Raw genomic sequence first — 1,717 nt, 5'->3', positions numbered from 1 at the left:
CATCCGCATTATGTTATTAACAAGCGGACGACGGGAATCGAACCCGCATTCCCAGCTTGGAAGGCTGGAGCACTAGCCATTGTACTACATCCGCAATTCCTATGAAACTAGCCCACAATAAGTGGAATGGCGCGAGGCGGAATCGAACCGTCGACACTACGAGCTTCAATCGTATGCTCTACCAACTGAGCTATCGCGCCAAAATTAAAAACGGTCACAACGGGGCTCGAACCCGTGATCTCCTGCGTGACAGGCAGGCGTCCTAACCAGCTAGACCATGCGACCAATTGCGGGTGTAGGATTTGAACCTACGACCTTCGGGTTATGGGCCCGACGAGCTACCAGACTGCTCCAACCCGCGAAAATAATATTTATCACCAATATGGTAAAGGAGAATGTGGGATTCGAACCCACGCGCCGCTTTCGCGACCTGACGGTTTTCAAGACCGTTCCCTTCAGCCAGACTTGGGTAATTCTCCAAAACTGATGCAAAGCATCAAATCGCGGCGGGGGGAATCGAACCCTCGACCTCTCGGGTATGAACCGAACGCTCTAGCCAGCTGAGCTACACCGCGAACTTATAACAATAAATTGTCACAATCGGGACGACAGGATTCGAACCTGCGACCCCCTGGTCCCAAACCAGGTGCTCTACCAAACTGAGCTACGTCCCGAACAACTTACTACTAGCAGTTAACTGCTATGCACCTAGCAGGAGTCGAACCTGCAACCTTCTGATTCGTAGTCAGACACTCTATCCAATTGCGCTATAGGTGCATCATGCCGGCTACCGGGATCGAACCGGTACGATGTTTCCATCGCAGGATTTTAAGTCCTGTGCGTCTACCTATTCCGCCAAGCCGGCAAAGCGAACGACGGGATTCGAACCCGCGACCCCCACCATGGCAAGGTGATGTTCTACCACTGAACTACGTTCGCATGATGCCGACTAAAGGACTCGAACCTTCGACCCTCGCTTTACAAGAGCGATGCTCTACCAACTGAGCTAAGTCGGCATTATACGATACTACCAGCTTTTTAGAATAATGAAAGACTGCCGTCATTTATTTTTTTGAATTTTTGATTTTATTATTGCCAACAAAATCAATGGACGTTACAGGGATCGAACCTGTGACCCCCTGCTTGTAAGGCAGGTGCTCTCCCAGCTGAGCTAAACGTCCAGGATGCGTTGCGACGCCCTATCCTCGCAGGGAGCGATCCCCCAACTACTTTCGGCGCGATTGAGCTTAACTTCTGTGTTCGGTATGGGAACAGGTGTGACCTCAATGCCATCATCACAACACGAGCTATTTAATAGCCGTACGAGACTTAATTATCTCAAAACTGAACCTTATTGTCAACTAAAAATCATTCGTTTTTTGAGCCTTAACACCGTTTGTTCAACTTGGTTAAGTCCTCGAACCATTAGTACTAGTCCGCTTCACGTGTCACCACGCTTCCACTTCTAGCCTATCTACCTCATCATCTCTGAGGGGTCTTACTTCATTTCTGAATGGGAAATCTCATCTCGAGGCGAGTTTCACACTTAGATGCTTTCAGCGTTTATCTCATCCGTACATAGCTACTCAGCGATGCTCCTGGCGGAACAACTGATACACCAGAGGTACGTCCATCCCGGTCCTCTCGTACTAAGGACAGATCCTCTCAAATTTCCTACGCCCGCGACGGATAGGGACCGAACTGTCTCACGACGTTC

At 49.7% G+C, this 1,717-nt stretch carries 12 tRNA genes, 1 rRNA gene and 1 other annotated feature; all 13 genes read right to left on the bottom strand.

Features of this window, described 5'->3' with window-relative positions:
• Positions 1-22: 22 nt before the first annotated feature.
• The 13 genes from G414_RS0105495 to rrf all read right to left on the bottom strand — a co-directional run bounded on the left by G414_RS0105495 (position 23) and on the right by rrf (position 1,303).
• Positions 23-94, bottom strand: a tRNA-Gly gene (locus G414_RS0105495).
• Between the two features lie 33 nt (positions 95-127).
• Positions 128-200 (bottom strand) — tRNA-Phe (locus G414_RS0105490).
• A gap of 11 nt (positions 201-211) precedes the next feature.
• Positions 212-285 (bottom strand) — tRNA-Asp (locus G414_RS0105485).
• A 2-nt stretch (positions 286-287) separates the two neighbouring features.
• Positions 288-361 (bottom strand) — tRNA-Met (locus G414_RS0105480).
• A 28-nt stretch (positions 362-389) separates the two neighbouring features.
• A tRNA-Ser gene (locus G414_RS0105475) sits at positions 390-479 on the bottom strand.
• Between the two features lie 22 nt (positions 480-501).
• A tRNA-Met gene (locus tag G414_RS0105470) sits at positions 502-575 on the bottom strand.
• Between the two features lie 25 nt (positions 576-600).
• Positions 601-674 (bottom strand) — tRNA-Pro (locus G414_RS0105465).
• A 29-nt stretch (positions 675-703) separates the two neighbouring features.
• Positions 704-777, bottom strand: a tRNA-Arg gene (locus G414_RS0105460).
• A 4-nt stretch (positions 778-781) separates the two neighbouring features.
• A tRNA-Leu gene (locus tag G414_RS0105455) sits at positions 782-865 on the bottom strand.
• A 2-nt stretch (positions 866-867) separates the two neighbouring features.
• Positions 868-939, bottom strand: a tRNA-Gly gene (locus G414_RS0105450).
• Positions 940-943: 4 nt separating this feature from the next.
• A tRNA-Thr gene (locus tag G414_RS0105445) sits at positions 944-1,016 on the bottom strand.
• A 92-nt stretch (positions 1,017-1,108) separates the two neighbouring features.
• Positions 1,109-1,181: transfer RNA gene (locus tag G414_RS0105440), tRNA-Val, on the bottom strand.
• A gap of 5 nt (positions 1,182-1,186) precedes the next feature.
• Positions 1,187-1,303 (bottom strand): 5S ribosomal RNA (gene rrf, locus G414_RS0105435).
• 114 nt (positions 1,304-1,417) lie between these two features.
• Positions 1,418-1,679, bottom strand: a sequence feature (23S ribosomal RNA rRNA prediction is too short).
• Positions 1,680-1,717: the final 38 nt, after the last annotated feature.

This window comes from Weissella halotolerans DSM 20190 (genome assembly GCF_000420365.1).
Lineage (GTDB): Bacteria > Bacillota > Bacilli > Lactobacillales > Lactobacillaceae > Weissella > Weissella halotolerans.
This window is presented reverse-complemented; position numbering and strand designations above follow the sequence as displayed.